Source organism: Megasphaera sp. AF13-6AC (genome assembly GCF_027685385.1).
GTDB lineage: Bacteria > Bacillota > Negativicutes > Veillonellales > Megasphaeraceae > Megasphaera > Megasphaera micronuciformis.
On the sequence record NZ_JAQCUN010000052.1, the window covers coordinates 1 to 5,334 of the forward strand.

The 5,334-nt window shown below is 46.1% G+C and carries 6 protein-coding genes and 1 pseudogene; all 7 read left to right on the plus strand.

Going from position 1 to position 5,334, the window contains the following annotated elements:
* Positions 1–188, plus strand: a pseudogene (locus tag PGX78_RS04240) (3-deoxy-D-manno-octulosonate 8-phosphate phosphatase); the annotation flags it as partial.
* A 20-nt stretch (positions 189–208) separates the two neighbouring features.
* Positions 209–1,126 carry a lysophospholipid acyltransferase family protein gene (locus PGX78_RS04245; protein ID WP_270445526.1) on the plus strand — a complete coding sequence of 306 codons (918 nt, stop codon included), beginning with the start codon at positions 209–211 and terminating at the stop codon, positions 1,124–1,126.
* Positions 1,123–1,671 carry an LPS export ABC transporter periplasmic protein LptC gene (gene lptC / locus PGX78_RS04250; RefSeq protein ID WP_006940955.1) on the plus strand — a complete coding sequence of 183 codons (549 nt, stop codon included), beginning with the start codon at positions 1,123–1,125 and terminating at the stop codon, positions 1,669–1,671. Before PGX78_RS04245 ends, lptC begins: the two co-directional genes overlap by 4 nt.
* Positions 1,672–1,674: 3 nt before the next feature.
* On the plus strand, positions 1,675–2,403 hold the full coding sequence (locus PGX78_RS04255; RefSeq protein WP_006940954.1) for an LptA/OstA family protein: 729 nt from the start codon (positions 1,675–1,677) through the stop codon (positions 2,401–2,403).
* A gap of 18 nt (positions 2,404–2,421) precedes the next feature.
* Entirely contained in the window at positions 2,422–3,141 is a 720-nt protein-coding gene (gene lptB / locus PGX78_RS04260; RefSeq protein ID WP_006940952.1) for an LPS export ABC transporter ATP-binding protein, read from the plus strand.
* A gap of 20 nt (positions 3,142–3,161) precedes the next feature.
* On the plus strand, positions 3,162–4,256 hold the full coding sequence (locus tag PGX78_RS04265) for an LptF/LptG family permease (protein WP_006940950.1): 1,095 nt from the start codon (positions 3,162–3,164) through the stop codon (positions 4,254–4,256).
* A 262-nt stretch (positions 4,257–4,518) separates the two neighbouring features.
* On the plus strand, positions 4,519–5,334 hold an 816-nt coding region (locus tag PGX78_RS04270; protein WP_270445530.1), incomplete at its 3' end, for a DUF3084 domain-containing protein.

Consider the following 5,334-nt stretch of genomic DNA (forward strand, 5'->3'; position numbering starts at 1 on the left):
CTGTCGGTTTCAGCGGTGCACCTCTGGATGCATGTCGTCAGGTACGGGAAGCAGTCCTTTGGGTATCGGACAACCCGGGCGGTCACGGTGCGGTTCGGGAGTTTTGCGAATACATTTTGGAGGCTCGGAAACAGTTGGACGATGTTATTGCCGCTTATAAGTGCTGTAAGAACGAGCTTAAACAATAAAGAAAGGAGCGTCCGTTAGAGTGTTTAAAAATTGGCAGTACCATGCAGTAAGGGCTATCGGAAGATTTGTGTGCCTCTTTTCTTACGATACAATTGTCAAATGGGGACGAAAATTGGGACCCGTTGCGGGACGACTCCTGAAGAAACAACGCAATCGAGGTATTTTTCATGTCATGCGCGGACTTAATTGTGACGAGGCGGAAGCTGTTGCGGTTATTGACGGCGTTTTTGCCAACTTGGGTCAGTCTTTAATGGAAATCTTATATACCCCTCGTCTGAACAAGGATTGTATTTCCCGGTATGTAACCTTGGATCAGCCGGATATACTTGAAAGAGCCTTGGAAGAAAATAAGGGTGTTATTGCCTTAACGGGTCACTTGGGAAACTGGGAATGGATGGGAGCCTCTTTGGCTTTATACGGATACCCGGCAACTACTATTGTAAAAAATCAGCCCAATGATTCGGTTACGCGGTTTTTGAATGAAAATCGTGAACGCATGGGTTTGGAAGTCTTTGCTCGAGGCGGGAATGAAATGATTATTGCAGCTCGAGCTTTGAAGAAGAAAAAAATTCTCGGTTTTCTTGCCGATCAGGATGGCGGTTTTGACGGTGTGCCACAGGAATTTCTCGGACAACTGGCCTCGACACCTCGAGGAATTGCTCTTTTTGCTCGCCAATTTCGTTCCCCTATCGTGCCGATTTTCCCGTATCATGATGAAAACCATCGTAATCGCGTCTATATTGGAGAGCCGATTTACTTTGAAGATACGGGTGATAAAGAGCGGGATATTGCAGAATTGACGAAGCAAACGGCGATTATTACGGAAAAATTTATTAGAGAACATCCGACAGAATGGTTGTGGTTCCAGCATCGTTGGAGTACGAAACCGGAGGAAATGACGGCACTTCAGACTGAAGGAGGACAGGAAGGCATATGATACAACGGATTCAAAAATATAAGTTGCCGCTGATTGTAGGGGCCTTCATCCTTTTATTTGCCGCCGTATTGATTCCTCTTTTGCGTGAGGGAGAAAAGCCGGCGGAAGTCAATACGGAGCGTTTTGTTGAGTTTGACGGATCGGAACTGGAAGAAAAGCGTGACGGAAAGTTGGTCTGGCATTTAACGGCCGATAAAATCCTGGTTGATCCCGATTCGGGCAAGGTCTACTTTGTAAAACCCACGGGGACTTTTGTGAGTGATGACGGAGTTCAACTGACGATTACGGCAGACCAGGGCATTGTAGACAGAAACGGAAAAACGATTGAGCTTAAGGCCCCTTTGGAAGCGCATACGGATCAGGGAGATTCGTTGCAGACCGACGGGAGTGTATACTATAATATGGATACTCGTGAAATAACAGGCGGTAAAGTCGTAATTACGCGTGCCGATCAGACCGACTTGAGTGCCGATTCATTTACGGCTAACGCGGCACTGAATGCAGTAACGCTTACCGGTCATGCCCGTATTACCAAGGGGGAATAGAGAATGAAAAAAACATGGATATATACTTGTGCAGTCTTACTGGCTGCAACTGCCGTGTCCGTACCTTCGCTGTCGACGGTAGCCGCACCTCAGCCGGCCATTTCCGTAACAGCCGATCAGTTACAGTATGACGGCAAAACGCAGGTAGCTACGGCTAAGGGAAATGTTGTCATCGTACGGGATAATGCGACTATGACCGGAGCTACCGCTATGTATAATTTGAAGACGGCCGAAGCCGATTTGGACGGCGGCGTTACGGTGGAACAGCCGGATATGCATGTAACGGCACAGAAATTACATTCGACGAATAAAAATTATGTCGTAGCTACCGGTGATGTTCGCGGCATATACGGTGATCGTAAATTGAACGGCGACCAGGTCGAATATTACTTGGATCAGGACTACGGTATCGTAACGGGTAACGGTTATATGGAAGCTCAGGGGTCGCAAATGTGGGCTGATCGTATCGATGCCTGGACCAAGAAAATTCTGGCAGTCGGTACGGGTAGTGTTCATATTGAATCGCCGAAGGATAACTTATCCGCTTATGCGAATAAGGCGGAGTATACCCAAACACCCGGCGTAAATGACGGTGTTATCAACCTTTTCGGTGATGTGCACGCAACGCAAAACGGCAGCAGCCTGAACGGTGATAATATTCAAATCCGTCTGGCCGATGATTCGGCTCAGGCCATGAGTCGGTCGACACTCATTATCGTACCGACCAACTAGGCATTTTGAGGAGAGTTCATGTATATTCAGACAAATGATTTGGTTAAAACCTATAACGGTCGTAATGTAGTTAACGGAGTGTCTATTCGTGTTGATCAGGGACAGGTAGTGGGATTGCTCGGTCCTAACGGGGCGGGGAAGACGACGACCTTCTATATGATAGTAGGCATTGAGAAGCCTTCGTCGGGAACGATTCGTATTGACGATACGGATATTACTCAGCAGCCCGTACACATACGCGGCCATGAAGGAATCGGCTATTTGCCGCAGGAAGCGTCGATTTTCCGTAAATTGACGGTAGAGGATAACTTGCTGGCCATGTTGGAAACGACGAAACTTACCAAGGCGGAACAAAGTGCCAAGGCAGAGGCGCTCATGGAAGAGTTTTCCATTACAAAGTTGCGTGATCGCTTAGGGATTCAATTGTCCGGCGGTGAACGGCGGCGAGTGGAAATTGCACGGTGTCTGTGTATGGACCCGGCGTTTATTCTGCTCGATGAACCTTTTGCCGGCATCGATCCCTTGGCAGTCAACGATATTATGGGTATAATCAGTCATTTGAAGAGAAGAGGAATGGGTGTTCTTATTACGGACCACAACGTGAGAGAAACGTTGCGTATTGTCGATAAGGCGTACTTGCTGGCTGACGGCAAGGTATTCCTTGAAGGCGCACCGATGGAAATAGCGGAAAACGAAGTGGCGAAGAAAAACTATTTAGGTGAAGACTTCACCATGTAAGACGTCGGGGGATAAATAAGATGAGAATACTTGATAAATATATATTAAAAGAGTTTATAGGCCCCTTTCTTTTCGGTGTCTGTGCGTTTACGAGCGTTTTTGTCGGTACGGGAACTCTGTATAGAATTGCCAACTTAATCAATCAATACGGGGCATCCATGTGGGCGGCTTTTCGAATTTTAGTATTGGCTTTGCCTTCGATTATTGTCATTACCTTTCCCATGTCCGTGCTGCTAGGGTCCTTAATGGCTTTCGGCAGAATGTCGGCAGCCAGTGAAATCATTGTCATGCGGTCGGGAGGTCAGAACTTTCCTCGCTTGGCTATGCCCATTTTTATCACGGCCTTGTGTATTTCTTTAGGGACAACGGCTTTTAACGAGTTCGTCGTGCCGAAGGCGAACAATGCGTATAATCGCATTATAAATGAGGAAGTGAAGGCCGGGGCTCAGCCGACTACACAGGATCATATAATTCTGAAAAACGTAAAAGGATCCGATATTTCCAGCCTCATGTATGCGCGCCAATATGACGGCCAGGAAAAACGCTTGAAGGATTTGACGGTGCAGGAATTTGATAATGATGTACTGACACGTGTCGAAAAAGCCGACTATGCTGAATGGGACGGCGATAAATGGATTATGCACAAGGGAATTATTTACGATCTTTCGGGCGGAGATGAACAGCAGGTAACAAGAACCATGACGTTCAACCATCAGACCCTGCCAATTTCTCAGAAACCTAATAAGATGGCTGAATCTCAGAAAAAGCCGGATGAATTAACTATTCGCGAATTGAAGGAGCAGATTAAGGTCCTCGACAATAATTCCGTAGATACGAATAAGATGAAAGTCGAGCTGTTCAATCGTTTTTCTATGCCCTTAGCCAGTTTGGTTTGTGCCTTAGTAGGTGCGCCTCTGGGTTTACAAAAGCAAAGAGGCAGCTCATCCATCGGATTCGGTATCAGTGTCATTGTTATTTTTATTTACTACAGCATTATGACGATTTCCAATGCCTTAGGAAACGGGGGGCGTATCCCTCCGTACGTAGCGGCATTTCTTCCCGACGTAATTACGGGAATTGCCGGTATATGGCTTATCTATAAAAAATCTCGTTAAAAATTGTGTTACCTTCTTAGCCGGGAGGTAACACAATTTTTATATAATAAAAGAGAACGTTATGCGAACTTTTTATGTGTAGGTGAAGGAGTGGTTCTCTTTGCGGTCTTTAGGAAACATTGTTTCAAGTAAAATTCAGACGGAAATATGAAGGGGATTCATCAAAATGTGCGGCGTAGGCAATTCGATACATTGTAAAAATATGATATAATAAGACATTATGAAATGATTTGAGAATCTGTATCGGAAGGAGGGGCGTTTGATGGAGTCAGGTTGGTTTATGTTGATTGTTCTTGCCGTTATGGGCGGACTTATTGCCTATTTAGGCGATAAAATAGGTTCTAAGGTCGGCAAAAGAAAAATAAAACTGATGGGCTTACGCCCTAAGTATACATCCATCTTGGTTACTATCATGACGGGTATCAGCATTGCCGTTGTTACCTTGGGTGTCATGTCCGTCTTATCGGAAAATGCCAGAGTAGCTCTTTTCGGTATGAATAAGTTGCGCCAACAACAGCATGTGTTGGAAGAGCAGAGAGATCGACTTTTAGCCGAGGCGGATAAGTTAGCCAGAGAAATGCAGGAAAAAAATGACTTATTGGCTGATAATGAACTGAAGTTAGCTTCTCAGGAAGAACAATTGGACGGAGCCAACGATCGTTTGCGACTAACTCTGTTGGACTTGGAGCAGGTTCAGGCGGCGCGAGACGATGCTTCGGCTCAGCTGGGGATTGTTCAGACGGCCTTTAATCAGGTTCATGCGGACTTGGCGACGGCTCAGGGAGAAATCGAAGAACTTGAACATACGAAAGCGGGATTAACAAAGACAGTTGCCGCTTTGGATGAACGGAACCGCTTGTTGAATGAATCCATGCTGACTGTTCGTGAGGGAACGGTACTCTTTCGCGTAGGCGAAGTTCTTTCCAGTTCCGTCCTGACCGCCGGTCAGTCTCAGGATGAAACAAGGTCACAGCTAAGCGGTATTATGGTGAATATTAACAATATGATTCGCCAACGCCTTAACATCACGGATGAAAAAGCCGTATTGCTTTACATTTCGCCTGACGAGTTTGAGCGA

What these genes read in the sequence shown, in the direction of transcription:
- PGX78_RS04265 (WP_006940950.1), top strand. Translation starts at nt 3,162, where the DNA reads ATGAGAATACTTGATAAATATATATTAAAAGAGTTTATAGGCCCCTTT.
- lptC (WP_006940955.1), top strand. Translation starts at nt 1,123, where the DNA reads ATGATACAACGGATTCAAAAATATAAGTTGCCGCTGATTGTAGGGGCC.
- lptB (WP_006940952.1), top strand. Translation starts at nt 2,422, where the DNA reads ATGTATATTCAGACAAATGATTTGGTTAAAACCTATAACGGTCGTAAT.
- PGX78_RS04255 (WP_006940954.1), top strand. Translation starts at nt 1,675, where the DNA reads ATGAAAAAAACATGGATATATACTTGTGCAGTCTTACTGGCTGCAACT.